The sequence below is a fragment of the Bradyrhizobium sp. ORS 86 genome (assembly GCF_045571475.1).
Classification (GTDB): Bacteria; Pseudomonadota; Alphaproteobacteria; order Rhizobiales; family Xanthobacteraceae; genus Bradyrhizobium.
In genome coordinates this window covers 5417379-5443686 of record NZ_CP120699.1, presented here as the reverse complement: position 1 = coordinate 5443686, position 26308 = coordinate 5417379, and the positions used below count along the sequence as shown (strand labels likewise).

At 63.6% G+C, this 26308-nt stretch carries 22 protein-coding genes; 16 read left to right on the top strand and 6 right to left on the bottom strand.

The genetic code is table 11. From position 1 onward, the window contains the following. Positions 1–88: 88 nt before the first annotated feature. Genes hpaE through hpaH form a run of 3 tightly spaced genes read right to left on the bottom strand, consistent with a single transcriptional unit; the run spans position 89 to position 2853 of the window. On the bottom strand, positions 89–1633 hold the full coding sequence (hpaE, locus tag P6U25_RS25180; RefSeq protein ID WP_407147460.1) for a 5-carboxymethyl-2-hydroxymuconate semialdehyde dehydrogenase: 1545 nt from the start codon (positions 1631–1633) through the stop codon (positions 89–91). Then, entirely contained in the window at positions 1626–2024 is a 399-nt protein-coding gene (locus tag P6U25_RS25175; RefSeq protein WP_407147459.1) for a 5-carboxymethyl-2-hydroxymuconate Delta-isomerase, read from the bottom strand. Before P6U25_RS25175 ends, hpaE begins: the two co-directional genes overlap by 8 nt. A 22-nt stretch (positions 2025–2046) precedes the next feature. After that, on the bottom strand, positions 2047–2853 hold the full coding sequence (gene hpaH / locus P6U25_RS25170) for a 2-oxo-hept-4-ene-1,7-dioate hydratase (protein WP_407147458.1): 807 nt from the start codon (positions 2851–2853) through the stop codon (positions 2047–2049). Positions 2854–2964: 111 nt separating this feature from the next. Between hpaH and hpaR the strand changes: the two genes are divergently transcribed. Then, positions 2965–3501, top strand: a complete 537-nt coding sequence (gene hpaR, locus P6U25_RS25165; RefSeq protein WP_407147457.1) for a homoprotocatechuate degradation operon regulator HpaR — start codon at positions 2965–2967, stop codon at positions 3499–3501. 35 nt (positions 3502–3536) lie between these two features. Here hpaR and P6U25_RS25160 read toward each other — a convergent pair whose 3' ends face one another. Further along, entirely contained in the window at positions 3537–4532 is a 996-nt protein-coding gene (locus P6U25_RS25160) for a GntR family transcriptional regulator (protein ID WP_407147456.1), read from the bottom strand. Between the two features lie 295 nt (positions 4533–4827). Here P6U25_RS25160 and P6U25_RS25155 point away from each other — a divergent pair, with 295 nt between their 5' ends. The 7 genes from P6U25_RS25155 to P6U25_RS25125 all read left to right on the top strand — a co-directional run bounded on the left by P6U25_RS25155 (position 4828) and on the right by P6U25_RS25125 (position 13224). Continuing rightward, a complete protein-coding gene (locus P6U25_RS25155) occupies positions 4828–5973 on the top strand; it encodes an ABC transporter substrate-binding protein (RefSeq protein WP_407147455.1) in 1146 nt (381 codons plus the stop codon). Between the two features lie 86 nt (positions 5974–6059). Further along, the gene (locus P6U25_RS25150; RefSeq protein WP_407147454.1) at positions 6060–6935 is read left to right on the top strand and encodes a branched-chain amino acid ABC transporter permease; all 876 of its coding nucleotides are present in this window, start codon (positions 6060–6062) and stop codon (positions 6933–6935) included. Further along, the gene (locus tag P6U25_RS25145) at positions 6932–8707 is read left to right on the top strand and encodes an ABC transporter permease subunit (RefSeq protein WP_407147453.1); all 1776 of its coding nucleotides are present in this window, start codon (positions 6932–6934) and stop codon (positions 8705–8707) included. Before P6U25_RS25150 ends, P6U25_RS25145 begins: the two co-directional genes overlap by 4 nt. Continuing rightward, a complete protein-coding gene (locus tag P6U25_RS25140) occupies positions 8707–9435 on the top strand; it encodes an ABC transporter ATP-binding protein (protein WP_407147452.1) in 729 nt (242 codons plus the stop codon). Before P6U25_RS25145 ends, P6U25_RS25140 begins: the two co-directional genes overlap by 1 nt. 52 nt (positions 9436–9487) lie before the next feature. After that, on the top strand, positions 9488–10573 hold the full coding sequence (locus tag P6U25_RS25135) for a malate/lactate/ureidoglycolate dehydrogenase (protein WP_407147451.1): 1086 nt from the start codon (positions 9488–9490) through the stop codon (positions 10571–10573). A 151-nt stretch (positions 10574–10724) separates the two neighbouring features. Beyond that, entirely contained in the window at positions 10725–11501 is a 777-nt protein-coding gene (locus P6U25_RS25130; protein ID WP_407147450.1) for an HpcH/HpaI aldolase family protein, read from the top strand. A 199-nt stretch (positions 11502–11700) separates the two neighbouring features. Next, complete coding sequence (locus P6U25_RS25125; RefSeq protein WP_407147449.1) at positions 11701–13224, top strand: UxaA family hydrolase; 1524 nt, start codon at positions 11701–11703, stop codon at positions 13222–13224. A 151-nt stretch (positions 13225–13375) separates the two neighbouring features. On the opposite strand, the gene P6U25_RS25120 is transcribed toward P6U25_RS25125, so the two are convergent. Continuing rightward, a complete protein-coding gene (locus tag P6U25_RS25120; RefSeq protein WP_407147448.1) occupies positions 13376–15082 on the bottom strand; it encodes a methyl-accepting chemotaxis protein in 1707 nt (568 codons plus the stop codon). A gap of 321 nt (positions 15083–15403) precedes the next feature. Here P6U25_RS25120 and P6U25_RS25115 point away from each other — a divergent pair, with 321 nt between their 5' ends. From P6U25_RS25115 to P6U25_RS25100, 4 genes are all read left to right on the top strand, one after another. Beyond that, on the top strand, positions 15404–16786 hold the full coding sequence (locus P6U25_RS25115; protein WP_407147447.1) for an ethanolamine ammonia-lyase subunit EutB: 1383 nt from the start codon (positions 15404–15406) through the stop codon (positions 16784–16786). A gap of 132 nt (positions 16787–16918) precedes the next feature. Next, positions 16919–18505 carry a B12-binding domain-containing radical SAM protein gene (locus P6U25_RS25110; protein WP_407147446.1) on the top strand — a complete coding sequence of 529 codons (1587 nt, stop codon included), beginning with the start codon at positions 16919–16921 and terminating at the stop codon, positions 18503–18505. Between the two features lie 3 nt (positions 18506–18508). Continuing rightward, complete coding sequence (eutC, locus tag P6U25_RS25105) at positions 18509–19300, top strand: ethanolamine ammonia-lyase subunit EutC (RefSeq protein ID WP_407147445.1); 792 nt, start codon at positions 18509–18511, stop codon at positions 19298–19300. 204 nt (positions 19301–19504) lie between these two features. Beyond that, positions 19505–21889, top strand: coding sequence for an efflux RND transporter permease subunit (locus tag P6U25_RS25100; protein WP_407147444.1), 2385 nt, complete (start codon positions 19505–19507; stop codon positions 21887–21889). Positions 21890–21953: 64 nt separating this feature from the next. On the opposite strand, the gene P6U25_RS25095 is transcribed toward P6U25_RS25100, so the two are convergent. Further along, positions 21954–22457 carry a hypothetical protein gene (locus P6U25_RS25095; protein WP_407147443.1) on the bottom strand — a complete coding sequence of 168 codons (504 nt, stop codon included), beginning with the start codon at positions 22455–22457 and terminating at the stop codon, positions 21954–21956. Positions 22458–22850: 393 nt separating this feature from the next. Between P6U25_RS25095 and P6U25_RS25090 the strand changes: the two genes are divergently transcribed. From P6U25_RS25090 to hpnE, 4 genes are all read left to right on the top strand, one after another. Next, a complete protein-coding gene (locus P6U25_RS25090) occupies positions 22851–23093 on the top strand; it encodes a hypothetical protein (RefSeq protein WP_407147442.1) in 243 nt (80 codons plus the stop codon). A 191-nt stretch (positions 23094–23284) separates the two neighbouring features. Next, positions 23285–24163: a squalene synthase HpnC gene (gene hpnC / locus P6U25_RS25085; protein ID WP_407147441.1), complete on the top strand. Its 879-nt coding sequence runs from the start codon at positions 23285–23287 to the stop codon at positions 24161–24163. After that, positions 24160–24996 carry a presqualene diphosphate synthase HpnD gene (gene hpnD, locus P6U25_RS25080; protein WP_407147440.1) on the top strand — a complete coding sequence of 279 codons (837 nt, stop codon included), beginning with the start codon at positions 24160–24162 and terminating at the stop codon, positions 24994–24996. Before hpnC ends, hpnD begins: the two co-directional genes overlap by 4 nt. After that, positions 24996–26246: a hydroxysqualene dehydroxylase HpnE gene (gene hpnE / locus P6U25_RS25075; protein ID WP_407147439.1), complete on the top strand. Its 1251-nt coding sequence runs from the start codon at positions 24996–24998 to the stop codon at positions 26244–26246. Before hpnD ends, hpnE begins: the two co-directional genes overlap by 1 nt. Positions 26247–26308: the final 62 nt, after the last annotated feature.

Genomic DNA, 26308 nt, shown 5'->3' with positions numbered 1-26308 from the left:
GATCGTCATTCCGGGGCGGTCTGTCAGAACTGAACCCGGAATCTCGAGGTTCTGGATTCGATGCTACGCATCGCCCCGGAACGACGGGCTATTGAATTCCCAGTTTCTGAATCTTGTGCGTCCCGCGCGCGAGCGAGACGTGCTTGGTTTCCATGTAGAAATCGAACGAGTAGTCGCCGCCGTCGCGGCCGATACCCGAGGCTTTCATGCCGCCGAACGGCGTCGGCAGATGGCGGACGTTTTCCGAGTTGAGCCAGATCATGCCGGCTTCGAGCGCATCCGCCACGCGCAGCGCGCGGCCCATGTCGCCAGTCCAGACATAGCCTGTCAGCCCGTACTGCACGCCGTTGGCGATCTCGATGGCGTCGGCCTCGTCGCGGAACGGGATCACGGTCAGGAACGGGCCGAACACTTCCTCCTGTGCGACGCGCATCTTGGCGTTCGCGCCGGTTACCAACGTCGGCTGCACGTAATGCCCGCCGCCGGGACCGTCATGCGGCTTGCCGCCAACGGCGATGGTGGCACCGTCGCTCCTCGCTATGTCGAAATAGCTGCAGACCTTGGCAAGATGCCGCTCATGGATCAGCGGCCCGATCTCGGTTGCGGGATCGAGCGGATGGCCGACCTTCAGCATCTTCACCCGCGCGGTGAGCTTCTCGATGAACTTATCGGCGATACTCTGCTGCACCAGCAGGCGGCTGGAGGAGGTGCAGCGCTCGCCGTTGAGCGAGTAGATCATGAAGACAACGGCATCGAGCGCGCGGTCGAGATCGGCATCGTCGAACACGATCACCGGGTTCTTGCCGCCGAGCTCGAAATGCACCCGCTTCAGGGTCGGCGCGCCCTGCGCCATGATCGCCGAACCGGTTGCGCTTTCGCCGACGAAACCGATCGCCTTGATGGCGGGATGTTCCGTCAGCGCCTTGCCGGCATCCTCGCCGAAGCCATGCACGGTGTTGAAGACGCCATCGGGAATACCCGCTTGTTGCGCCAGCTTGACCAGCAGGTCCGCAGTGACCGGCGACCACTCGGCCGGCTTGTGCACCACCGTGCAGCCGGCGGCGAGCGCAGGTGCGATCTTCCAGGTCGAGAGCATGAACGGCGTGTTCCATGGAGTGATCACGCCGACCGGGCCGATCGGCACGCGGGTCGAGATGTTCCAGTGCTCTTCGCTCGGCGTGCTCAGGCCGTCGCGGGCCTCTGCGCACTTATCGGCGAAGAAGCGGAAGTTCTCGGCGGCGCGGATCGCGGCCTTGGCCATGAAGCGGTGCGCCTGGCCGGTATCGATGCATTCGAGCACGGCGATGTCGTCGGCGCGCTCCTCGATCGCGTCGGCCACGCGATGCAGCAGCTTGCGCCGCTGCGCCGCCGGCACGTCGCGCCAGGTCTTGAACGCGCGCGCGGCGGCCGTCGCGGCGCGATCGATATCCTCAGCATTGCCTTTTGCGACCGACGCCAGCACCGAGCCGTCGATCGGCGACCTCGTCTCGAAGGTTTGGCCTGTCACCGAGGCCACGATCTTGCCGTCGATCAGGTGGCCGATGCCTTCGGCTTTCAGCTTGGCGAGCAGGGGACCCGCGCGGTCGCGGTTGGCCTGGAACTTGTCTGCGGATTTCGGAGTGGCCTTATCCATTGATCGTCTCCACTTTCAGCGCATCGTGGATGTTGTTGCGTTTCCAGCTCGTCTCCTTGTCGTTGATCTGCATATCGAACGACAGAGCGAACTTGGATTTGGCGAAGACCGGGTCGAGGTGGGCCGACAGTACCTTGAAGATTTGCTCGCCGGCCTTCTTGCGGGTGGCGAGATCACGGCCTTCGCCGAGCCGCAGCACCATGTCGAGGAAGCCATAGGTCTGGCGCCCGTCGGCGATCGCGTAGTGCTCACATCTGATCGCGCGGACGCGGATGCCGCCGAGTGGGAAAATGCCGGTCTCGACCGCAGCCTTGCGGACCAGTTCGACAGTCTCGGCCATGTCGATCAGGTTGTCGAGATTGGCGGAATATTCAAGCGTGAAGTGCGGCATGAACGGCCTCCTAGCGAATGCGTCAAGCGAAGTGGCAACTCACGGAACCGTAAGCTCCATAGTCGGCCTGGATCGTGTCGCCTTTGCGGGTCTCGATCGGGCGGATGAAGGAGCCCGCCAGCACCACCTGGCCGGCTTCCAGCGCGAGCCCGTTAGGCGCGATTTTGTTGGCGAGCCACGCCACCGCGGTCGCCGGATGGTTCAGCACGCCAGCGGCGAGACCCGTTTCCTCGAGCTGGCCGTTGCGGAAGCATAGCGCGCCGATCCAGCGCAGATCGGCGTCCAGCGGACGGATCGGCCGGCCGCCGAGCACAATGCCGGCATTGGCGGCATTATCGGCGATGGTGTCGACGATCTTGCGTGTCGCCTTGGTCTCGGGGTCGACGCGTTCGATGCGTGTGTCCAGGATTTCAAGCGCCGGCACCACGAAGTCGGTGGCGTTGAGCACGTCGAATAATGTGCAGTTGGGACCCGCCAGACGGTGCTTCATCACGAAGGCGAGCTCGGCTTCGACCCGGGTCCCGATGAAGCGATCGCTCGGCACCAGCCCGCCGTCGGCAAAGAACATATCGTCGAGCAGAATGCCTGAATCGGGCTCGTCGATGTTGAGCGCACTCTGCATCGCTTTCGAGGTCAGGCCGATCTTGTGGCCCTTGACGACGCGGCCCTGCGCTACCTTCATCTCGACCCAGGCCTTCTGAATCGCGTAGGCATCTTCAATGGTAATGCCAGGGTACTGCAGCGAAAGCTGGCGGATTTGCTTGCGGGTCTTTTCCGCCTGGTCGAGCCTTCCGGCGGCGGCGCGGATATCGTCCTGGGAGAGGGCCATGCGTGATACACAAATCTGGATGTCGGGAAGATGATTAACATGTTAAGTGAATTCCCGCAAATTGAATCGGGGCATGCTGCGATGCAAAAAATCGTGGCGGTGGATTGAGCGATGGCGCGCAAGAAATCGTCAAACGACGTCCGATCGGCGCCGGTCGAGGCCGGGTCACCGCGTCGCGCGCCGATGCGCGAGTTTTCGCGCTCGCTGCCGATGTCGCTGCTCCGCGCGCGTGAAGCCGTGATGCGGCAGTTCCGCCCGTCGCTGCGCAATCACGGGCTGACCGAGCAGCAATGGCGGATCCTGCGTGCGCTCACCTCCGTCGATGAGATCGAGGTCACCGAGCTCGCGCATGTGGCATTTCTGCTCGGGCCGAGCCTGTCGCGAATCCTGCGCGACCTTGAGGGTCGTCAGTTGATCGAGCGCAAGGCCGCGGAGAACGACCTGCGGCGCGCGGTCGTCTCGATCTCGGCAAAGGGGCTGAAGCTGATCGAGGCGGTGGCGCCGACATCGGAAGCCATCTACGCCGCGATCACCAAGCGCTACGGCGCGCGCAGGCTTGCGGAGCTCCAGGACATGCTGGGCGCGCTGGAAGCGAGCCTGGCGGGAATGACATCTGCCGATGATGGCGAGGTCGAGGCCGACGCCTAGCCAAGACTTCATGCGATGACGTGCGGCAATGCCGGTCAGGCCATGTAGGGCACGCGCGAAATCACGTTGATGGCGCGGAATTCGGCAATCCAGCCGGCAACTTTCGAATGGGACCACTCGATATGGCGGCGCAAAGTCGTAGCCGCCGCGTCGCCGTCGCGCGCGCGCAAGGCTTCCATGATCAGCAGATGCTCGTCCATGAAGGTATCGATCTGCGGCGCAGTCAGAGCGACCTGAATGTGCTTGCCGATCACGAAAGCGCAGTGAGTACGCTTGAGAGCCTCGATCATCTCGCGATTGATGCCGTAACTCAGGCACCGGATATGCAGATCACCTTCGATCTCGTCGAGCTCGGCGACGCCGATTCGGTCGCGGAATCGGATCCCTTCGCGGAGGCGCTCCGCCATCTGGTCCAGCACTGAGGGCGGAATCCGCGCAGCAGCGGATTTCAGCAGGAGCGGCTCAAGCGTTGCGCGCACCTCGAAGATGTCGCGGACGCGATCCTCGTCGAGCGGCACCACATACCAATGGGCTTTGGCGCCTTTCTCCAGAATTCCGATCGCCTGCGCACGGAGCAATAGGTTGCGGGCAACCGTGCGTCCCACTCGGAAATGCCGCGCCAGCGCGAGTTCACTGACGCGGAAGCGTCCGAACAGCGAGCGGTAGATGATCTCGCGTTCGAGCTTGTAATACAGCGCGTCCCAGGCATCGATTCGCACCGCCTCGACGGGTCCGTTGGTCAGCCCGAGCATCTCCGGTGTGATCGGGACGCGCCGGGGTTCGACCTTGCGCTTGCCGGCGATGACGCCGCGGCCGTCGAACCGGCGCACCAGGCCGATGTGCTCCAACTGCTCGAACGCCTGTCGCACGGGGGAGCGGCTGGAGCCGAACAAAGTTGCGATCGCCGATTCGGAAAGAACGGTTCCGGCTGGAACGCCACCGGTCCGGATGTGCTTTGCCAATGCATTCTTGATCAGCGCATAGGCCGGCTGCTTTCGTCTGGTCTGCGATTTCGCTCTTGGAATCGACATGGATGGGCTGTCCGCCGGCCACATTATCACGTGATTGCATCGAGGTCGCGCGCGGCAGGCATTTACGCACCGCCTGACGCGAGCTTTTGACTATTGCGTGCAATGTGCAATCATGATTAGCTTCGTGTCCATACGCTTAGATCGATTATCGCCGTTGCACGTCCGGTGCGCTGCAGCGGCGCAAACGTTTGTTCGTCGCGCTGCGTGATGGCCATGGGTGAGGCAACAAGTCTACGCGTCTAGCTCGTCTCAATGCAGCCGACATGCAAGCTCGGCGTTATCCAGGGAGGATTGAATGAAACTGACGAGACGTGAGTTTTCCGCCGGTTTGGCGGCAGGTCTCGCTGCTCCTGCGCTACTGCGGAGCGCGCATGCGCAAGGTGCGACCATCAAGATCGGCATGTGTGCGCCGGTCACCGGTCCCGCGGCTGAATCCGGCGGTTATGCCATCAAGGGCGCCAAGCTGGCGCTCGAGGCCGTCAACAAGGCCGGCGGCATCCTTGGCAAGCAGGGCGAATTGATCATCGAAGATGATCAGACCACCAACCCTGGCATCGTGCTCGCGTTTTCAAAGCTCGCGGCCCAGTCCGACATCGTCGGCTTCCTCGGCTCGATCCGTTCGACCCAGGTCCATGCGATGGCGCCGGATGTGCTGAAGCTCGGCAAGCCCGTGATGATCGGAGGCACCGATCCGAACCTCACCCACATGGGCAACAAGTGGCTGTTCCGCTTCCGCCCGAACGACAGCTATTCGGGCCGCGTGATCGCCGAATACGGCGTCAACACGCTCGGCAAGAAAAAGTGGGCCGTGCTGCATTCGACCGACGCGTTTGGCACCGCCGGCGGCAAGGCGCTGACTGAAGCGCTGCAGAAGCTCGGCGCGCCGCCCGTGCTCGACCAGGGTTATGCCAACCAGAGCCAGGACTTCACCCCGGTCGTGCTCGCGATCAAGCAATCGGGCGCGGATATCCTCGGTTCCTATTTCACCTTCGAGAATGATCTCGGCATCTTCGCCCGCCAGCTACGTCAGCTCGGTGTGAATATTCCGTGGGTCGGCTCACCCTCGATCGTCAACATCACCGCGCTCAAGCTTGCCGGTCCTGCGCTCTACAACACCTATGGTGTTGCCGACTACGCGGAGGATTCCAGCGACGCCTCGAAGGCGTTCGGCAAGCTCTATCGTGATGCGGTCAAGGTCGCGCCCGACAACCAGAGCGCCTGGACCTATGACGCCGTCACCGTGCTGGCCACGGCGATCAACAAGGCCGGCTCGACCGAGCCCGAGAAGGTGCGCGAGGCGATCCTGGCGATCAAGAAATTCCCGGGTGCCGAGGGCGAATACAATTTCGACCAGAATGGCGACGGACTTCACGGCTACAACATCGTGAAGAACGACAAGGGCAAGATCGTCTTCGACAAGCACATCGAATCCAACGACTGATGCGGGTGAAGGCCTCTCCGGCAATAGCCGGGGAGGCCGCGCCGGCCGGCCGTTGAAACAAGTTCTCCTTCAACCGAACGCTTGTCATGGATCTGGTCCTTCAACTCCTGTTCACGGGCATCGGCATCGGCGCGGTCTACGCGCTGGTCGCGCTCGGCTTCGTGCTGATCTTCCGCGCCACCAACGTGGTGAACTTCGCGCAAGGCGAGTTCTCGATGGTCGCGGCCTATCTGATGGTGGTGTTCGCCGTCGATCTCGGCTGGCCTTATTGGCTGTCGTTCCTGATCGCGCTCGCCGGCATGGCGCTGCTCGGCGTGATCTTCAATCTCGGCGTCTACTATCCGTTGCGTCACCGCACCTATCTGCCGGTGATCATCGCCACCATCGGCGCCTCGATCCTGCTCTCCAATTCGGTGCTTGCGATCTACGGCCCGCAGCCGCAGGTGCTGCAGGGCTGGTTCGATACGCCCGGCATCCAGCTCGGCCCGGTCTATCTCGACAGCCAGTATCTGTTGATCATCGGCGTCACGATCCTGCTGGTGCTGTTCAATTTCTGGTTCTTCGAGAGGACGTTGCTCGGCAAGAAGCTGCAAGCGACCTCGCAGGACAAGGAAATGGCTTCGCTGCTCGGCATTTCCGTCTCCACCATGATCATGATCACCTTCATCTATTCGGCTGTGCTCGGCGGGCTGGCCGGCATCCTGGTGGCGCCCGTGCTGTTCGTGTCGATCCAGATGGGCTCGACGATCGCACTGAAGGCCTTTGCCGCGACCATCATCGGCGGCTTCGGCGACGTCGCCGGCGCCATCATCGGCGGCCTTGCGCTTGGCGTGATCGAGACGTTCGGCGCCGCCTATATCTCGGTGCCGTACAAGGATGGCTTCGCCTTCCTGGTGCTGATCGCCTTCCTGATCTTCCGGCCGCAGGGCATCTTCGGCGAACGTGTCGCGGAGAAAGCATGAGCGCCAGCGAGAACATTCATATCCCGGCTCCGGCGGTACGCTCGAAGCCGCTGGTCATTCGTCATGCGCCGTATTTCATCGGCGCCGCCGTGCTGGTTGCGCTCGCCGCCAGCATGGGGTTCGACGGCTACGTCCTCAATATCCTGTTGCAGGCAACGACCTTCTCGATCGCGGTGTTCGGGTTGTCGGTCGTGCTTGGCCTCTGCGGCCAGATCAACCTGGCGCAGGCGACATTCTTCGGCTTCGGCGCCTACGCGGTCGGTCTTGGCACCACCGATCTGCACATGAGCTTCTGGCCCTGCCTGGTTGCCGGCTGCGTGGTCGCGCTGATTGCCGGCGCGTTCCTCGGCATGTCGACGCTGCGGCTCGGCGGGCATTACCTGGCCATGGTGACGATCTCGTTCCAGCAGATCGTGACCCTGGTGATGATCAATGCCATCGGCCTGACCCATGGGCCGGACGGTGTCGCCAACATCAAGCGGGCCGAGCTGTTCCAGTCCTCGCAGAGCTATCTCGCGTTCTGCGTCGCGGTGCTCGCGATCGTCGGCTACCTCGTCTGGCACCTGCCGGACACCAGGCTCGGCCGCGCCATGCGTGCGGTACGCGACAATGAGCTCGCGGCCGGCGTCAACGGCATCGACGTATTCCGCACCAAGGTCTACGCCTTCGGCATCTGCGCGCTGCTCGGCGGTCTGGCCGGCGGCCTGTTCGCGGGCGGCTTCGCCTATGTCAGTCCGGACCAGTTCTCGTTCGCGGAATCGATCGGGTTCCTGACCATGTCGCTGCTCGGCGGTGTGGCCTCGCCGATCGGCGCGGCGATCGGTACGGGGCTTCTGATTCTGATCCCGGAATGGCTGCGCTTCCTCAAGAGCGTCCCGGGACTCTATCTCGCGATCTACGGCCTGTTCGTGATTCTGATCATCCGCTTCATGCCCGACGGCATTTGGGGCTTCGTCTCCGATGCCTTCACGCGCTGGCGCGCGCACACCAAGGCGCCGCCGGCTGCCGCCGCGCTGCAGCTCAAGCCCGCCACCGCGGGCGGCGATATCGTGCTCGAGGTGACCGGGTTGTCGAAGCACTTCGGGGGTCTCAAGGCCGTTGACGGCGTCGACATCGCGGTGAAGCGCGGCAGCGTCCATGCGCTGATCGGCCCCAACGGCTCGGGCAAGACGACCACGTTGAACGTGCTGTCCGGCCTCTACAGGGCGACCGCAGGCAAGATCGTGCTCGACGGCACCGACATTACCGACATGGCGCCCCATCAGCGCACGGCGGCGGGCCTGGGGCGTACCTTCCAGAACATCCGCTTGTTCCGCTCGATGACGGCGCTGGAGAACGTCGAGATCGGTGCGGAGCGTCCCGGCAACACCATGATCGGGAAGGGCGAGGACGCCTTGACCGAGCGCGCGATGGAGGCCTTGACCTTCGTCGGCCTCGGCAACCGCGCCAACGAGCTGATCTCGAGCTTCTCCTACGGCCACCAGCGCCTGATCGAGATCGCACGCGCGCTGGCGTCCAATCCGACGCTGTTGCTGCTCGACGAGCCGGCCGCCGGTCTCAACTCGACCGAAAAGCTCGAACTGCACGAACTGCTCAAGCGTATCGCAGCGCAGGGCCTCACCATCCTGATCATCGATCACGACATGACGCTGGTCTCGGAAGCCGCCCAGCACATCACGGTGCTGAACTTCGGTCGCCGCATCGCGGACGGCGAATCCATGGCGGTGCTGCGCCATCCCGACGTCGTCTCCGCCTACCTCGGGAGCGAATGATGCCGCTGCTCGAAATCCGCAACCTCGTGGTCCGCTACGGCGAGATCGAAGCATTGCGTGGCATCACCATCGCGGTGGAGCAGGGCCAGGTGGTGACACTGCTCGGGGCCAACGGCGCCGGCAAGTCGACAACGCTGCGCGCGATCTCCGGCCTCGAGAAACCCGCTTCCGGGGACGTCCTGTTCGACGGTCAATCGATCGCGGGTCTCGGTCCGGAGGCGATCGTCCGGCTCGGCATCTCGCATGTGCCGGAGGGGCGCCGCGTGTTTCCGGGCCTCACCGTGAAAGAGAACATCATGCTCGGCGCATCGAACCGTAAGGTATCGGCGTCGCAGATCTCGCGTGAAGCGGATGCGATGTTCGATCTCTTCCCGGAGATACGGACGTTCTCCAATGCACTCGGCTGGACGCTGTCGGGCGGTCAGTTGCAGATGGTCGCGGTCGCGCGCGGCCTGATGGCCAAGCCCCGGCTTTTGCTGCTCGACGAACCCTCGCTTGGGTTGGCGCCCGTGATCGTCCAGGCCGTCTTCCGCATCATTTCGCAGATCAGGAAGGACACCACGGTCTTGCTCGTCGAGCAAAATGCGCGCATGGGACTTTCGGTCGCCGATCACGGCTTTGTACTGGAAACCGGGCGGATCGTGCTGGGCGGCAAACCGGACGAATTGTGGGGCAACGAAGCCATTGCTGCGGCCTATCTCGGCGGTCACGCCAAGGCCCGTGCCTGAAGCTGCGTGATCGGGAAGATCATGCTTCAACAACCAAGCGAGCTAGTCTTTCATGGTCACCATCAAGGTTGAAAACCTCATCAACTTCGTTTCCGAGGTCTTTTCGCATTCGGAGTCCTCTCCGGACGAGGCGCGGCGCATCGCGACCTACCTGACGACCGCGAACCTCACCGGCCATGACAGTCACGGCGTGATCCGTGTGCCCGTGTATGTCAGGTGGAAGAAGATGGGCTCGATCGTACCGAACCAGACCCCGGAGGTCGTGGTCGACACGCCATCGCTCGCCGTGGTCGACGGCAAGTTCGGCTACGGCCAGACCGTCACACCGGTCGCGGTCAGGATCGGCATCGAGAAGTGCAGGAAGGCAGGGCTCGCCGCGGTCGCGCTGCGCAATTCCGGCCATCTCGGCCGTATCGGCGACTGGGCCGAAATGGCGGCCGCGGAAGGTCTCGTCTCGATCCATTTCGTGACCGCGGCAGGCTCGCTATTGGTCGCGCCTTACGGCGGCGTCGAGAAGCGCCTGTCCACCGCGCCATATTGCGTCGGCATTCCGCGCCAGGGCCAGGATCCGATCGTGCTCGATTTCGCCACCTCCGTCGTCGCTGAGGGCAAGTGCCTGGTGGCAAGCCGTGGCGGCAAGAAGCTGCCGGCCGGCGCGCTCGTCGATGCCGACGGCACGCTGAGCGAGGATCCGCACGTGCTGTATGGCGCGTACACGCCGGACGGGCCGCGCGATCACACCAAGGGCACCGGCGCGATCCGCGCCTTCGGCGATCACAAGGGCTCGGGCCTTGCGTTTATCTGCGAGCTGCTCGGCGGCGCGCTGACCGGCACCGGTGCGACATCGTCGGACCGGCGTTTCGCCAACGGCATGATGGCGTTCTACATCGACCCCAAGGTGATCGACACCAGCAATTTCTTCGACGGAGAAATCACCCGCTATACCGATTTCATCCGCGCCACCAAGCCGATCGCTGGGACGGATTCCGTGCTGGTTCCGGGCGATCCCGAGCGGAAAACCCGCGCCGAGCGCACCAGGAACGGCATCCCCTTGCCTGACGACACCTGGGCGGCGATAGTGAACACCGCGCGCGACGTCGGCGTCAGCGAAACCTCTATCCAGCGGGCGACGGAATAATGCACCCGTCATTGCGAGCAGCTCGCGACAAAATTGCAAAGCAATTTTGCGCTGAAGCGACCAAGCCATCCATGCCTCTACAGGCAGAGAAATGGATTGCTTCGCTTCGCTCGCAATGAAGACAAGTTTGGAACAGGGAAGGAAGAACAAAGTGGCAAACAAGGTCAAACAGGTCTGGGCATCGGGCAAGGCGGTGGTGAATGCGTGGCTCGCGATCCCGTCGGGATTTTCAGCCGAGGTGATCGCACAGTGCGGCTTCGACAGCGTCACCGTCGATATGCAGCATGGCGTGCAGGATTATCTGTCGATGGTGCAGTGCTTCCAGGCAATGCACGCCCATCCGGTCACCCCGATGGTCCGCGTGCCCTGGAACGAGCCCGGCATCATCGGCAAGGTGCTCGATGGCGGTGCCTACGGCGTGATCTGCCCCATGGTCAACACGCCGGAGGAAGCCCGGAACCTCGTTTCGTATTCCAAATATCCGCCGAAGGGCGTGCGCTCCAACGGCCCGATCCGAGCGGGCATGTACGGCTCGGCCGGCACCTATCAGCAGACCGCGAATGACGAGATCGTGCTGTTGCCGATGATGGAGACCAAGACGGCAGTCGAGAACATGGAAGCGATCCTCGACGTCGAGGGTATCGACGGCGTCTATATCGGCCCGTCCGATCTCGGCTTCTCCTACGGCCTGGTGCCGAAGCTCGACCGCGACGAGCCGGAGATCCTGAGAATCTACGAGAAGATCGTCAAGGAGTGCGGCAAGCGTGGCCTCAACCCGGGCATCCACTGTTCCGGCGCCGAAGGCGCGGTGCGCGCGATCAACATGGGCTTCAAGCTGGTCACGCTGTCGAACGAGGTCGGTCTGATGCAGACCTACGCCAAGATGTCGGTCAACCAGACCCGCGAGAAGTCCGGCGGTAAGGCGTAGCCCTGCCGGCAAAGCATTATGCTCTGCTCCCTCGCCCCGCTCTTGCGGGGAGAGGGTTGGGGTGAGGGGCCTGCGTCCGGCGAGCACATCGCTTGTGATTGCGGGCGTGCCTTGCCCCTCACCCGAATTCTCGCTGCGCGAGAATTCGACCTCTCCCCGTAAAGGACGGGGAGTGGTGAAGACACCAAGGAGAATCCCGATGGCCCCGGCACAAGTAATCCGCCTGCATCCCGACGACAGCGTCCTGATCGCGCGCGCGAGCCTGCCGCCGGGACTGGTGGTCACCGATGGCGTCACCACGGTCGACCGTATACCGGCCGGCCATAAGGTCGCGATCAAGCCGATCGCACAGGGCGAGCCGATCAAGCGCTATGGCCAGATCATCGGCTTCGCGACGCAGGCGATCGCGCCGGGCCAGCACGTACACACCCAGAACTGCGGCATGGGCGATTTCGCCAAGGATTATGCCTATGGCGTCGACGTCAAGCCGGTGCCGAATTTCGATCTGCCGGCGACGTTCGACGGCATCCGCCGTCCCGATGGGCGTGTCGCGACGCGCAACTATATCGGTATCCTCACCTCGGTGAACTGCAGCGCCCATGTCGCCAGCCTCGTCGCCGACGTCTTCAAGAAGAATCCGTTCACCGGCGACAATCCGCTGGCCGATTTTCCGAACGTCGACGGCGTCGTCGCGCTGACCCACAAGACCGGCTGCGGCATGACCCAGGATGAGCCGCTGGCGTTGCTCCGCCGCACCCTCGGCGGCTATGCGCGGCACGTGAATTTCTCGAACGTCATTGTGCTCGGTCTCGGCTGCGAGGTGAACCAGATCGGCGGCCTGATGCAGGAGCAGAAGCTCGCCGGCCGGCTGCGTGCGATGGACATTCAGGAGGTCGGCGGCACCCGCAAGACGGTGGAGGCCGGCATTGCCTTCGTGAAGGAAGCGCTCGCCGACGCCAACAAAGTCAAGCGCGAGAAGGTCGCAGCGAGTGAACTGACGGTGGCGCTGCAATGCGGCGGCTCCGACGGCTATTCCGGCGTGTCGGCCAATCCCGCGCTCGGCGCTGCAAGCGATCTGTTGGTGCGTCATGGCGGCACCGTGATCCTCTCTGAGACGCCGGAGACCTACGGTGCCGAGCACCTGTTGACCCGCCGTGCCGTCAGCCGCGAGGTCGGTGAGAAGCTCGTCGGCCTGATGCGCTGGTGGGAGGAATATACGAGCCGCGAAGGCGCCGAGATGAACGCCAATCCGAGCCCCGGCAACAAGGCCGGCGGTCTCACCACTATCCTGGAGAAGTCGCTTGGCGCGATGGCGAAGGCCGGCAGCACCAACCTCGTCGACGTCCTGCACTATGCCGAGCCGGTGACCAAGAAGGGCTTCGTGTTCATGGATACGCCCGGCTACGACCCGGTCGCGGCGACCGGGCAGGTGGCGGGCGGCGCCAATCTCGTCTGCTTCACCACCGGCCGCGGCAGCGTGTTCGGCTGCAAGCCCGCGCCGTCGATCAAGCTCGCCACCAACACGCCGATGTACAAGCGGATGGAAGACGACATGGACGTCAATTGCGGCACCATCCTCGACGGCGAGGAGAGTGTGCAGGAATGCGGCCAGCGCATCTTCGACCTCATCCTCAAGACCGCATCGGGCCAGCCGACCAAGAGCGAGAGCTTTGATTTCGGCGGCGCCGAATTCGCGCCCTGGGTGCTCGGCGCGACAATGTGAGAGAGGGGCATTGCGGATCGGGGGTGGCGAGTAGGGAAGTCCATTCGCTGCTCGCTATTCACTATTCGCCTACCTCCACCGCATGCCCGTCGTTGTGCGGCTTCTCGCCCTAACCGCAGCGGAGCGTAAGCGGCTCGCGCCGACGCTGCGCTCATGTCCCGGTACGTCGCATCCCGTCGGCCGCATCGGTACGCAGATTGCGGAAGAACTGCTCGACCTCGCGCGACAGCGTCTCGGCGGTCGCGGTCAGGTCGTTCGATGCCGCGAGCACCGATTCCGCCGCCTTGTTGGTCTGGCCGATGTCATCGCGCAACGAGCCGATGTTTGCGACCAGCGTTTCGTTGCCTTGCGCTGCCATCTGCGCGTTGACCGAGATTTCGCGCGTGGCCGCATCCTGCTGGCCGACGGCGGCGGCGATTGTCGAGGTGACGTCGCTGATCTCGCGCACCGCGTGACCGATCTCGCGGACGGCGCCGACCGAGTTGCGGGTCGAGGCCTGGATCAGGCTGACATTCTCGCTGATTTCGGCGGTCGCCTTCGCGGTCTGCCCGGCCAGTGCCTTGACCTCGTGCGCGACGACGGCAAAGCCGCGGCCGGCATCGCCGGCGCGAGCTGCCTCGATGGTGGCGTTGAGGGCGAGCAGGTTGGTCTGCTCGGCGATCGCCTGGATCAGGTTGAGCACGCCGTCGATGCGCTGCGTGGTGGCGGCAAGGCCCTCGATCTCACTGATCGATTTGTCGGTGCGCGCACCCGCCTGCTCGACCGCACCGGAGGATTGCTTCACTTGCCGACCGATCTCCTGGACCGAGGCGGAGAGTTCCTCGGCGGCGCCGGCAACCGCCGAGACATTGCTTGAAGCCTGCTCGGTCGCCCCTGCCGCGGCAACGGCACGGCCGCTCGCATTAGCTGCAACGCTCGCGATGGTCTGCGCGGTGTCGCGCATCGTCGCCGCATTGTCGTGCACCGCGCGAAGCACCGAGCCGATCGTGCCGCGGAACGCCTCCACCGAGGTCTCGATGTGCCGGCTGCGGGCGTCGCGCGCCTCGGAGTCCTGCACAACCTGCGCATTGAGGCTGCGGTTGCGTTGCATCGCCTCCTGGAAAACCTTGATGGCGCGCGCCAGCGCGCCGATCTCGTCGCTGCGCCCGATATGCGGAACGTCGGCCTGCTCAGCGCCCTCGGCCACGCGCTTGATGGTCGCGGTGATCTGCGACAGCGGACGGGCGACCGAGCGGGCGATGATGAGCACGCCGACCACGACCACGATCAGGGCCACGGCGCCGAGGCAAGTCAGGATGAGGGCCATGTCGCGGTTGACGGCGGCTTGCCGCGCCAGCCTCTTGCTGCGTTCGGCATAGACCCTGGACAGCGCTTCGAGATCCTTATTGAGGGCGGAGCGCACCTCGCGGTTGGCGTCGTTGTCGCCCCATTCGCGTCCGGCGGTGGCGCCAATCTCGACGCCGCGGCGGACCAGCTCCTTGCGGAAGTCGACGAATTGCTCGATCCGCTTCTTGAAGGTCGCGAACTGCTCGGCGTCATCGGCCTGCACCAGCGCTTCCCAGTTCCTGACGACGGCGATGATCTGCTCGTTGAACTTCAACAGGCCAGCGCCGTATTTCTTCACCGTGGCCGGCTCGGTCGACATGTAGATGCCGCGGGATTCCATCACCACGGCATAGACCAGGGAGTTGACCCGCTCGACGTTGAGCGCGGCGCGGCTCGCGAGGTCGACGGCCTCGGTCAGCTCCGCGTTCCGCCGCGTGTTGTAGTCGGAAAGGAAAGCGATGGCCGCGGTCAGCGCCGCGATCAGGGCGAAGATCGAGTACAGCTTGGCTGCGAGCGAGAATCGGGATGCCATGGGACGCCGGAGCGAGGAGGTCGGAAGCCGTTCGAGATGGGCATCGAGGGCACTCCGGATGGTCGGCGAGCCCCTTCGGCCGATTAAAAATTATGCAGAATCTTCATGGATGATTCCTTAATGCGCGAGCTTTTCGCAGTTGCAACCGTGGAAATTTGACGAGTAATACCAGTCGTTTACTCTACTGCCGCGAGTTCCGCTGGGCCTGCCTGGATAGCGTTGCCGAAACCTTGCGGGCATGTGCAGTCGTCATCAACGCTTCAAGGGAGCTGTTAGCAAAGAGGTGCTACGCTGCAGCCTCTCTGCCAGACCCGAAATGCCATGGTCTACCGTCACACCGTCTTTGCGACCTCCTACGTCTTCAATGACTTGCGTGAATTGCTCGCCAAGGCGACGCCGCCGCGCTCCGGCGACCGGCTGGCCGGCATCGCGGCCGACAGCGCCGAGGAGATGATCGCCGCTCGGCTCGCGCTGGCCGACGTTCCGCTAAGGCAGTTCCTCAACGAGCCGGTCATTCCCTATGAGGACGATGAGGTCACGCGCCTGATCCTCGACAGCCATGACGTCGCGGGATTTGTGCCGATGTCATCGCTCACCGTCGGCGGCTTCCGCGACTGGCTGCTGTCGGACGATGCGACCGCCGACGCCTTGAAGAAGATCTCGCGCGGTGTCACGCCGGAGATGGTGGCTGCGGTGTCGAAGCTGATGCGCAACCAGGATCTGATCCTGGTCGCACGGAAGTGCGAGGTGACCACGCGCTTCCGCAATACCATCGGCCTGCGCGGGCGGATGAGCGTGAGGTTGCAGCCCAACCATCCGCTCGACGACACGCGGGGTATCACCGCCTCGATCCTCGACGGACTTTTGCTCGGATCTGGCGATGCCTGCATCGGCATCAACCCGGCGAGCGACGATCCCAACGTCATCGCGGGCCTGCTCCGGCTGCTCGACAACATCATCACACGGCTGGAGATCCCGACGCAAAGTTGCGTGCTCACGCATGTCACGACTACGCTCGGATTGATCGGGCAGGGGCTGCCGGTCGATCTCGTCTTTCAGTCGATCGCCGGCACCGAAGCCGCCAACCGCAGCTTCGGCGTCGATCTCTCGATCCTGCGGGAAGCGCGTGAGGCGGCCCTGTCGCTGCACCGCGGCACGGTCGGCGACAACGTCATGTATTTCGAGACCGGGCAGGGCTCGGCGCTATCGGCCAATGCCCACCACCGGGTCGACCAGCAGACCTGCGAGGCGCGGGCGTATGCGGTGGCGCGCGCGTTCGATCCGTTGCTGGTCAACAGCGTGGTCGGCTTCATCGGTCCCGAATACCTCTATGACGGCAAGGAAATCATTCGCGCCGGGCTCGAGGATCACTTCTGCGGGAAGCTGCTCGGTCTGCCGCTCGGCGTCGACGTCTGCTACACCAATCACGCCGAGGCCGATCAGAACGACATGGACAACCTCCTGACGTTGTTGGCGGCCGCGGGCGTCACCTTCATCATGGGCGTTCCGGGCGCCGACGATGTCATGCTGAATTACCAGTCGACCTCGTTTCACGACGCCCTCTACATCCGCGACCTTTTCGGGCTGAAGCGGGCCCCCGAGTTCGATGACTGGCTGATGCGCGCGGGCCTCGCGGGGCAGGACTTTCGCCTTGTTGGCGATGCGGCGCAGCTACCCGAATTTGCTTCCAGGCTGCTGGCTTGACGCGGAAACGGACTCCTCCATAGCAACCATCCCGACATTGTGGCGTTAGCAGGTGCCACAATGTTGAAGAATTTCTAGCCCACCGTTCAACGGCGTGGTTAGATTTGCTGGTGCTTCGCTTGAGGAAGTTTGATGAGAGCTGAAGGCGTTGAGACGGTGCGGCGTATCCTTTGCGTCTTTCCGCGCTATACGTCGGCCTTTGGTACCTTTGAGTATTCCTATCCGCTCACCGACGGCGTCAAGGCGTTCATGCCGCCGCAGGGGCTGTTGCTGATCGCAGCCTATCTGCCGGCGAACTGGTCGGTCCGCTTCATTGACGAGAATCTGCGTCCGGCGTCGGATGAGGATTTCGCGTGGGCGGACGCCGTCTTCGTCAGCGGTATGCACATCCAGCGCCAGCAGATGAACGACATCTGCCACCGCGCTCATGACCACGACCTGCCGGTCGCGATCGGCGGTCCCTCGGTCAGCGCCTGCCCCGACTATTATCCGTCGTTCGATTACCTCCATGTCGGCGAGCTCGGCGACGCCACCGATGAGCTGATCCGTCGCCTGGCGCAGGACACCAGCCGCCCGGACACGCAGGTGGTGTTGAAGACCGTGGACCGCCTGCCGATGACGGACTTTCCGCTGCCGGCCTATGAGCTCGCCGAGACGAAGAAGTACTTCCTCGGCAGCATCCAGTTTTCCTCGGGCTGTCCCTATCAGTGTGAGTTCTGCGATATCCCCGGCCTCTATGGCCGCAATCCGCGACTGAAGACGCCGCAGCAGATCATCGCCGAACTCGACAAGCTGCGCGCCTGCGGCATGACCGATACCGTCTACTTCGTCGATGACAATTTCATCGGCAACCGCAAGGCGGCGGTGGAGTTGCTGCCGCATCTGATCGAGTGGCAGAAGCGGACCGGCTACATCACGCGCCTTGCTTGCGAGGCGACGCTCAACATCGCCAAGCGCCCCGAGATCCTGGAAAAGATGCGCGAGGCCTACTTCGTCACGATCTTCGTCGGCATCGAGACGCCCGATCCCGACGCGCTGAAGGCGATGCACAAGGACCAGAACATGATGGTCCCGATCCTGGATGGCGTGCGGACGATCAATTCCTACGGGATGGAGGTGGTGTCCGGGATCATCATGGGGCTCGATACCGACAAGCCTGAAACCGGCGATGCACTGCTCTCCTTCGTCGATGAGTCCCGCATCCCGCTGCTGACCATCAACCTGCTGCAGGCCTTGCCGAAGACGCCGCTGTGGGATCGCCTGGAAAAGGCCGGGCGGCTGGTCCACGACGACAGCCGCGATTCCAACGTGCAGTTCCTGCTGCCCTACGACGACGTGGTCCGTTCCTGGCGCAAATGCATGGAGGCCGCCTACCAGCCCGAGAAGCTGTTCGCGCGCTACCTGTACCAATGTGAATATACCTACGCTAACCGCATCAAGGTGCCGGTCAGCCCGGAGATGAAGAGCTGGGCCAACATCCGGCGCGGCCTGGTCATGCTGCGCAACATCTTCTGGAAAGTCGGCGTGCTCGGCGACTACAAGCGCGTGTTCTGGAAGTTTGCACTGGGACGGCTGAAACGCGGCGATATCGAGGGGCTGATCTCGGCGACGCTGGTCGCGCATCACCTGATCACGTTCGCGCGCGCAGCCTCCAGCGGAAGGCAGAACGCGTCGAACTATTCGATCCGGTTGCGCGAGGCGTCGGTCCCGGCCGAATGAGATATGAAAGCTACAGCGCCACCCTCCCGTTCCCTTGCCGATCTACGTGAGCTGACGCCGGCGCGCGTCGGTCTCGGTCGATCCGGTGCCAGCCTGCCGACCGATGCGCTGCTTTCCTTCACGATGGATCATGCGCGCGCCCGCGATGCCGTTCACGCGGCCTTCGATGTCGCGGGCATCACCGCCGGTCTTGCCAGCCTCGGCTTGGAGCCGATCGAGGTCTCGAGCCAGGCGCACAGCCGGCGCGACTACCTCCGCCGTCCCGATCTCGGGCGCGTGCTCGATCCCGAATCGGCGCGAAGCCTGAAGGAGAGGGGTATCGCCGCTTGCGGTTGCGCCATCGTGATCGGAGACGGGCTATCTCCGACCGCGGTCAACGTCCATGCAGTCGAACTGCTCCGGTCTCTCGTTCCGCGACTTGCCGCAGACCAGATCGAGGCCGGTGCGGTGATTGTCGCGTCCGGAGCGCGAGTTGCACTCGGCGATGAGATCGGCGGCGTCGTCGGCGCGCGCATGCTTGTCATGCTGATCGGCGAACGGCCCGGCCTTTCGGCACCCGACAGTCTTGGCGTCTATCTCACCTATGCGCCGCGGGTCGGCCTGACCGACGCCGAGCGCAATTGCGTCTCCAACATTCACGGTGCCGGGTTGAGCTATCAGGAGGCCGCATTCAGGATTTCCTGGCTCGTCCGCGAGGGCCTGGCACGCCAGATCACCGGAGTCGCACTGAAAGATGAAAGTGGCGGTGGATCGTCACAGAATGCGTTACCGGGGTGTGACAAATCAGCTACTTAATGATGGTTTTCGGCGGTTCCCCGCCGATTTGATTCGACGCTCGCGCTTGCGAGCATGGAGGTGGGCCTGTAAAACCGGCGCCGGTCAATATTCGCGTGTTTTCAAGGACTAGCGCCGAACAGTTGCGCTCGCGAGCCTCATTCGCGCCTGAGGACCCAACACCCAAGCTAGACAGATTGAGCCGTTTTCAGAACTGGACAGGGCATGCTCGAAAAGAATTCCGAAAGTCAGGTCCACGTCGAGAAGATCGAAGAGCCGCGATCCGGGCCGAGCATCGCATTCGGGATCGAGCGCCTCGGCCTGATTCCGATGCGAGCGCCGATCCTGTCCTGCATCGTACTCGTCCTCCTGCTGATCGGCGCCGTGTTCGGCGTCCATCGGATCAAGATCGATGACTCATTGTCGCAGTTGTTCCGATCCAACTCCAAGGACTTCAAGCAGTACGAGGCCGTCACCAAGCGCTTCCCTTCGACCGAATTCGACGTCCTCGTCGTGGTCGAAGGCAAGACGCTGCTCGAGCGCGACAATCTCGAGAAGCTGCGCGACATGGTCACAGACCTTCAGCTCGTCGATGGGGTCCGCGGCCTCGTGTCGCTGTTCTCGGCGCGGCAGGCGCCGGCGCCCGGCAAGCTGCCGGCAGCGTTGTTCCCGAATGAACTGCCGCAAGGGGAGGCCTACGACAAGTTCATCGAGACCGTCAAAAGCAACGAGATCATCCGCGGCAAGCTGTTGTCGGAGGATGGCACGCTCGCGCTGATCGTGATGTCGCTCGAGCCCAAAGTGGTCAGCAGCAACGACCTCAGCAAGGTGGTCGGCGACATCAGGAAGATCATGGCCGAAGATCTCGGCGGCAGCGGGCTCAATGCCGAGCTCTCCGGCGTGCCGGTCATGCAACTCGAGATCCGTAACGCGGTCGAACGAGACGGGCTGACCTACAACATTCTTGGCATCCTCGCCGGCTGTATCATCGCCATCATCTTCTTCCGCAAGATTTCCTTCATGGTCGCCGCGGCGTTCCCGCCGATGATCGCAATCCTGCTCGCGCTCGGCGGCCTCGGCTGGGCCAATTTCAATCTCAATATGTTCCTCAACGTGATGACGCCGCTCATCATGGTGATCAGCTTTTCCGACTCGATGCAGCTCACCTTTGCGGCGCGCGACCGGTTGATCGCGGGCCAGGACAAATTCACGGCGTTCAAGAACGCGGTGCTGGTGGTGGGTCCAGCCTGCGTGCTGACCCACGGCACCGCCGGCATCTCGTTCATTGCGCTGCAGTTCTCGGATTCCGATCTGATCCGCAAGTTCGGCGAGGCAGGCCTCGCGGCCACCATCATTGCGCTGATCGCGGTGCTCAGCCTGGTGCCGGTCTTCGGCGTGCTGTTCGTGCGCAACGAGCGGATCTTCGCGGTCAAATTCCAGAGCGCCGACGCCGGCGTGCAGGCGTTGCGCAATTTCTGCTACTGGATCGCCGTGCGCATGGTCGGCCGTCCCGGCCTGTTCAGCCTGATCGCGCTGCTCGTCGTCGGCAGCCTCGGCGTCGTCTACGCCAACCTGCAGCCGCGCTACCGGCTGGCAGACCAGGTGCCGGACAAGCGGCAGGCGGTGGCGGCGTCGAATCGCCTTGACGCCAAGCTGACCGGCGCCAACCCGATCGACGTGCTGATCCAATTCCCACAAGGCGCCTCGCTTTACGCGCCGGAGACGCTGAAGACGATCGCCGATGTCCACGCGATGGTCGAGAAGACCGCCGGCGTCGGCAACGTATGGTCGCTGGAGACCCTGCGCCGTTGGCTTGCCGAGAAGGCCGGCACAACCGACGTCAATACGTTGAAGGAATATGTCGACCTGATCCCCGAACATCTGGTGCGTCGCTTCATCGACAAGAATCAGGACGCAGTGGTGGTATCGGGCCGCGTGCCTGATCTTGATTCCAGCCAGATCCTGCCGGTGGTCAACAAGCTCGACCACGAGCTCGACAAGGTGCGCGCCGAACACCCCGGCTACGAGATCGCGGTCACCGGTCTTTCGGCGATCGCCGCGCGCAACAGCGCCAACATGATCGAGAAGCTCAATCGGGGCCTTACCGTGGAGTTCGCGCTGGTTGCGATCTTCATCGGACTGGCATTCCGCTCGATCGTGGTGATGTTCTCCTGCATCCTGCCCGGCATCTTCCCCGTGGTGCTGTCGGGTACCGTGCTGTGGCTCCTGGGAGAGGGGCTGCAATTCGCCAGCGTCGTGGCCCTGACGGTGTCGTTCGGCCTCGGCCTGAGCGCCACCATTCACTTCCTCAACCGCCTGCGGCTCGAAACCAAGCCCGGGGTGACGTCGGAGCTCGCGGTCGAGCGCGCCACTGTCCTGGTCGGTCCGGCGCTGATCCTGACCACGGTAGTGCTGGCCTGCGGCCTCGTCGTCACGGTGTTCTCCGACCTGCCGTCGCTGCGCCTGTTCGGCTGGCTCAGCGCGTTCTCGATGGTTGCAGCGCTGGTCGCGGACCTGTTCATCCTGCGGCCGACCTCGATGTTCCTGATCAATCTGTCGCAAAAACTTCGCGGCAAAGGCGGGCGCCCGGCGCCGATAGAGGAAGCCTGACAAAAAAGCCCGGATCCGCTCGCTCGGATCCGGGCTGTTTGTTGGCAGGCGAGAGGGCTGAAGCTCAGCTCTTCGTCATCGTGATCGTGACGCCGCGGATATCGCCCTTCGAATCGATCTGCACAATCTGCTTGGAGCCGTTGGTGCGCAGGTTCAGGTTCGCGGCAAAGCCGGACGCCTCGACGAACACGTCGATCTGTCCGCCACCCGCGGTGCCCTGCAGGTTGCCGAAGATGTTGCGGCTGGCCTCGCTCCAGTTGCCCGAGATGCGATCGCCCTGGCTCGTCACGTCGCTGGAGAGGTCGAACTTATAGCTGTCGCTCGCGCAATGCAGGCTCTGTTTCAAGGCCATGCCGGATGCGGCAACCTTGTAGTCCGCCTTGCAGCGAATCCGTTCGGTGGTGCCGTTGGACAGCGCAACCGTACCCGAGCCGGCCCACGAGCCCGCAAAGCCGGCGAATGGTCCGTTGGATTGAGCGTGGCCTGTGGAGACCGACAGCAAGAGTGCGGCGCTGATGCCGACAGCCTTCAGAGTCTGACCGAACAGGCCTGAATCAGACGTTTTCATTGTGAATAATCCCATCAAATCAACGCCTCTCGTGAAAGAAAACGTCGCTTCGCACCGAAGATTTAGTGTCACCGCGGTATGTTAGGTTCAAAACGGCAGGACCTGTCGCGCGACGTCAGCCGCCGAGCAGAATCAAACACCGTGGACGGTGCCATCGCATCTAGTTTGCGCAGGTCCACTTCGCAATCGTCCGAGGTAAGGTTCAAATACGCTTTGAAAATCAAAGACTTAAATGAGGGTTTACAGCGCCGCAAATTTGGCCGCATTTAGCGGTGCTTGTCGTCGGTTCGTTGCTGCGTTACGCGGTGTGTACAATCCCCTCACAAATCCGTCCCGGCCGTGCCGAAGCGCTTTCGGGGACAGATTTTCTGCTGTCGGAAATGAAGGAATACGATGCGTAAATTTCTCCTGGCTCTTGCCGTGTTGTCGCTCCCCCTTTCATCGAATGCCTTCGCCCAGCAGCAGCCGCAGCGCAGCGGTACGCCTGAGGAGCAGAAGGCCTGTTCGCGCGACGTGCAGCGCCACTGCCGCGCCGTGATCGATCAGGGCGATTTCACCATTCTCGCCTGCCTGCAGCAGAACCGCACCAAGATCAGCGCCGCCTGCGACCAGGTTCTGAAGAACCACGGTCAATAAGGCCGCGTTCAGGCCTCAAAGGATCGTCGCGAAGCCCACGGTCGGCACCGGTGCCGGCCGCGGGCCGCATATGCTGGCGGTCACAGATGGCATTGGTTTTGGCGGCGTATTCCCCTATATGGGGCTCGCAATCCCTCGCACGCGCCTGACAATTCGCGCCTGCGCCATGACCAGTGTAGCCCAAAATTCCAATGACCACCGCGAGCGACCTGCGATCAGGAAAGACCCACCGCGACGAGAATTTCCCGGTCGCGTCATGGATCATTCATCCGCGGCATCGCGCCCTGATCCTGGCTTTCTATAATTTCGTCCGCACGGCCGACGATATCGCCGATCACGCTACGCTGCCCGCCGAAGAGAAGCTGCGCTATCTCGACCTCCTGGAGGCCGAGCTGCTCGGGAGCGGCGACACCCAGAAGGAAGCGGTCAATCTGCGCCGCGCTCTCGCCGAGCGCGGGATGCCGCCGCGGCATGCGCTCGACGTGCTGGTGGCGTTCCGCATGGATGTCACCAAGCTGCGCTATGAGACCTGGGACGATGTGATCGACTATTGCCGGTATTCGGCCATGCCGGTCGGCCGCTTCATGCTCGACGTGCACGGCGAGAGCACGTTGACCTGGACAGCGTCGGATGCGCTATGCGCGGGGCTCCAGATCAACAACCACCTGCAGGACTGCGCCAAGGACTACAGGAATTTGAACCGCGTCTACCTGCCGCGCGATGCGCTGGCCGCATCGGGCGCGACCGTCGAGATGCTTGGCGAGGCCAAGTCGCCGCCGCCGTTGCTGACGTGCCTTCAGGCGCTCGCGGTGCGCACCGCGGCGCTGCTCGATCAGAGCAAGTCGCTTGCCGGTGAAGTGAAGGATTTCAGGCTCGGACTCGAGATCGGGGTGATCCAGGCTTTTGCGGACAAGATCGTCAACATGCTGAAGGTGCGCGATCCGCTCAGCGAGCGGGTTCATTTGAGTCCGATCGAGCTGTTGCTGCATAGCCTCGGCGGCGTGGCGAGCGAGACCGCGCGCCGCGCAACCGGGCGGCGAACGGTCTCTAAGTCGGCGGCCGGCGCATGAGTGCGGAGGCGGCGGCCAACGCAAACTACGGGAGCACCGCGTCCGGCAGCTCGTTCTACGCCGCGATGCGCATCCTGCCGCGCGTGCAGCGCGAGGCGATGTTCCAGATCTACAGCTTCTGCCGGCAGGTCGACGACATCGCCGATTCCGATGGGCCGCGACCGGAGCGCTTGGCCGCGCTCCAGCAATGGCGCGACGACATCGACGCGCTCTATGCCGGCAATCCGCCGGCGCGGGTTGCGGACTACGTCGCCGCGGTGAAGACCTTCGGGCTGAAGCGCGAGGATTTTGTCGCGATCGTCGACGGGATGGAAATGGACGTTCCGCAGGATATCCGCGCGCCCGATCTTGCGACGCTCGATCTCTATTGCGACCGCGTCGCCAGCGCCGTGGGCCGGCTGTCGGTGCGCGTCTTCGGCCTGCCCGAGGATGACGGCATCGAGCTCGCGCATCATCTCGGCCGCGCGCTGCAACTCACCAACATCCTGCGCGACATCGACGAGGATGCCGGCCTGGGCCGCCTCTACCTGCCGCGCGAATGGCTCTGGCACGCCGGCATCACCAACGATGATCCCGCCCGTGTCTCCGCCGACCGGGCGCTGCCGAAAGTGTGCGTGCCGCTCGCCGAGCGCGCCAAGATGCATTTCGAGAAGGCGGACGAGATCATGAAGCGCAATTCGCGCCGCGCCGTGCGGGCGCCGCGGATCATGTCGAAATACTATCGCGCAGTTCTCGATCTGCTGATCGCGCGCGGCTTTGCCGCCCCGCGCGCGCCGGTGCGTGTGTCCAAGGCTGCCAAGATCGGCATCCTTCTTCGTTACGCGATCATCTGATGCAAAAGACCGTTCATATCATCGGTGCCGGTATCTCCGGCCTGTCAGCAGCCGTGCGGCTCGCCAACGCCGGTTACAAGGTGGCTGTTCATGAAGCGACGCAGCAGGCCGGCGGCCGCTGCCGCTCCTATTTCGACGCTGCCACCAACCTCACCATCGACAATGGCAACCACCTCCTGCTGTCGGGCAACAGTCATGCGTTGAGTTACGCGCGCTCGATCGGCACCGAGGCCGGACTGGTCGGGCCGAAACGCGCGCAGTTTCCGTTCGTCGATCTAGTGACCGGCCGGCGCTGGCAGCTCGATCTCGGCGAGTCCCGGCTGCCGCTCTGGGTGTTCGACGAGGCGCGCCGCGTCCCTGACACAAGCCTGCGCGATTATCTCGCACTGGCGCCGCTGGTCTGGGCAGGCACCGAAGCGCTCGTCGGCAAGACCATTCCCTGCAAGGGCGCGCTATACGATCGCCTGGTGCAGCCGTTACTGCTGGCCGCGCTGAACGTCGATCCCCCGGAGGGCTCGGCCGGTCTTGCCGGAGCCATCGTGCGTGAGACGCTGCTGGCGGGCGGACAGGCCTGCCGTCCTCTGATTGCGCGTGATGGTCTCAGCTCGGTGCTGATCGAGCCGGCCGTCAAGCTGCTGCAGGACAGGGGCAACAGCGTGCAGTTCAGCCATGAGCTGCGCACGCTCGGCATGTCCGGCGATCGCGTCGGCGAGCTCGACTTCGGCGGCGGCGACAAGGTCGCGTTGGCGGCCGACGATGCCGTCGTGCTGGCGGTGCCGCCGCGCGCTGCGGCCGCGCTGCTGCCCGGCCTCAAGACACCGTCGAAATTCCGCGCCATCGTGAACGCGCATTTCCGCGTCGATCCGCCGCGCGACGCTGTGCCCATTCTCGGTGTCGTCGGCGGGCTCGTCGAATGGCTGTTCGCGTTCCCGCAGCGGCTGTCGGTGACGATTAGCAATGGCGACCGCCTGGTCGACATGCCGCGCGAGGACCTGGCGCAGGCGATCTGGCGGGACATCTGCAAGGCATCCGGCGTTTCAGGCGAGTTGCCGCCCTGGCAGATCGTGCGCGAGCGCCGCGCCACATTTGAGGCGACTCCGGAGCAGAATGCCCTGCGTCCGGGGCCTGCGACTGCGCAAAAAAACCTGTTTCTTGCAGGCGACTGGACTGCTACCGGGTTGCCAGCAACCATCGAGGGATCGGTGCGGTCGGGTGATCGCGCCGCCGATCTGGTTCTTGCCAGGCGCTAGATTTGACCTGTTGTAGCGGCTTTCGGCTCTTCGTGAGCCGGCCCGCGATGAAGAGGATATCG

Excerpts from the sequence above, each read along its gene's own strand:
- hpnE (WP_407147439.1), top strand. The coding sequence starts at position 24,996 with ATGCAAAAGACCGTTCATATCATCGGTGCCGGTATCTCCGGCCTGTCA.
- hpaR (WP_407147457.1), top strand. The coding sequence starts at position 2,965 with ATGGCGCGCAAGAAATCGTCAAACGACGTCCGATCGGCGCCGGTCGAG.
- hpnC (WP_407147441.1), top strand. The coding sequence starts at position 23,285 with ATGACCACCGCGAGCGACCTGCGATCAGGAAAGACCCACCGCGACGAG.
- P6U25_RS25120 (WP_407147448.1), bottom strand. The coding sequence starts at position 15,082 with ATGGCATCCCGATTCTCGCTCGCAGCCAAGCTGTACTCGATCTTCGCC.
- P6U25_RS25135 (WP_407147451.1), top strand. The coding sequence starts at position 9,488 with ATGGTCACCATCAAGGTTGAAAACCTCATCAACTTCGTTTCCGAGGTC.
- eutC (WP_407147445.1), top strand. The coding sequence starts at position 18,509 with ATGAAAGCTACAGCGCCACCCTCCCGTTCCCTTGCCGATCTACGTGAG.
- P6U25_RS25155 (WP_407147455.1), top strand. The coding sequence starts at position 4,828 with ATGAAACTGACGAGACGTGAGTTTTCCGCCGGTTTGGCGGCAGGTCTC.
- P6U25_RS25100 (WP_407147444.1), top strand. The coding sequence starts at position 19,505 with ATGCTCGAAAAGAATTCCGAAAGTCAGGTCCACGTCGAGAAGATCGAA.
- P6U25_RS25145 (WP_407147453.1), top strand. The coding sequence starts at position 6,932 with ATGAGCGCCAGCGAGAACATTCATATCCCGGCTCCGGCGGTACGCTCG.
- P6U25_RS25090 (WP_407147442.1), top strand. The coding sequence starts at position 22,851 with ATGCGTAAATTTCTCCTGGCTCTTGCCGTGTTGTCGCTCCCCCTTTCA.
- P6U25_RS25140 (WP_407147452.1), top strand. The coding sequence starts at position 8,707 with ATGCCGCTGCTCGAAATCCGCAACCTCGTGGTCCGCTACGGCGAGATC.
- hpnD (WP_407147440.1), top strand. The coding sequence starts at position 24,160 with ATGAGTGCGGAGGCGGCGGCCAACGCAAACTACGGGAGCACCGCGTCC.
- P6U25_RS25160 (WP_407147456.1), bottom strand. The coding sequence starts at position 4,532 with ATGTCGATTCCAAGAGCGAAATCGCAGACCAGACGAAAGCAGCCGGCC.
- hpaH (WP_407147458.1), bottom strand. The coding sequence starts at position 2,853 with ATGGCCCTCTCCCAGGACGATATCCGCGCCGCCGCCGGAAGGCTCGAC.
- P6U25_RS25095 (WP_407147443.1), bottom strand. The coding sequence starts at position 22,457 with ATGAAAACGTCTGATTCAGGCCTGTTCGGTCAGACTCTGAAGGCTGTC.
- P6U25_RS25175 (WP_407147459.1), bottom strand. The coding sequence starts at position 2,024 with ATGCCGCACTTCACGCTTGAATATTCCGCCAATCTCGACAACCTGATC.
- P6U25_RS25115 (WP_407147447.1), top strand. The coding sequence starts at position 15,404 with ATGGTCTACCGTCACACCGTCTTTGCGACCTCCTACGTCTTCAATGAC.
- P6U25_RS25110 (WP_407147446.1), top strand. The coding sequence starts at position 16,919 with ATGAGAGCTGAAGGCGTTGAGACGGTGCGGCGTATCCTTTGCGTCTTT.
- hpaE (WP_407147460.1), bottom strand. The coding sequence starts at position 1,633 with ATGGATAAGGCCACTCCGAAATCCGCAGACAAGTTCCAGGCCAACCGC.
- P6U25_RS25125 (WP_407147449.1), top strand. The coding sequence starts at position 11,701 with ATGGCCCCGGCACAAGTAATCCGCCTGCATCCCGACGACAGCGTCCTG.
- P6U25_RS25150 (WP_407147454.1), top strand. The coding sequence starts at position 6,060 with ATGGATCTGGTCCTTCAACTCCTGTTCACGGGCATCGGCATCGGCGCG.